Source organism: Arthrobacter sp. SPT-J7, assembly GCF_059089965.1.
Map to the genome: position 1 here is coordinate 1 of NZ_JBNHFF010000600.1, position 364 is coordinate 364.

Here is a 364-nt window from a genome sequence, read left to right on the forward strand (position 1 = left end):
AAGCAGGAAAGTACCCGGCTTCCGGCGGGCGAAGGACTGAACATCCGCCAGGAGTGCTGCCGGTTCCTTGCCTTCAACCCAGGACGCTACCGAGGAGGTACGCTCCGCGGCCTGCCGGATCAGGTCACTGGCGATACCCTGCTGCTCCGGCGCCTCCGCCATGGTCTGCAACTGGCCCGAGATGGTCCGGATGCCATCGGCAGCCTTCTGCTGCTGGCTGCCAGCCTGGCTCGAGAACCCCGACTTCGCCTGGGACAGCAGGTCCTTGGCGCTGGATTTTGCCTCGAGAGCGACGTTGGCGACCTCTTCCTTCGCGGTCTGGGCCACCTCCTGGGCAGCAGAGGCTGCGTGGCCCGCCACGTTT

At 66.2% G+C, this 364-nt stretch carries 1 pseudogene; it reads right to left on the minus strand.

Going from position 1 to position 364, the window contains the following annotated elements:
* Positions 1-364, minus strand: a pseudogene (locus AC5RWX_RS34475) (hypothetical protein); the annotation flags it as partial.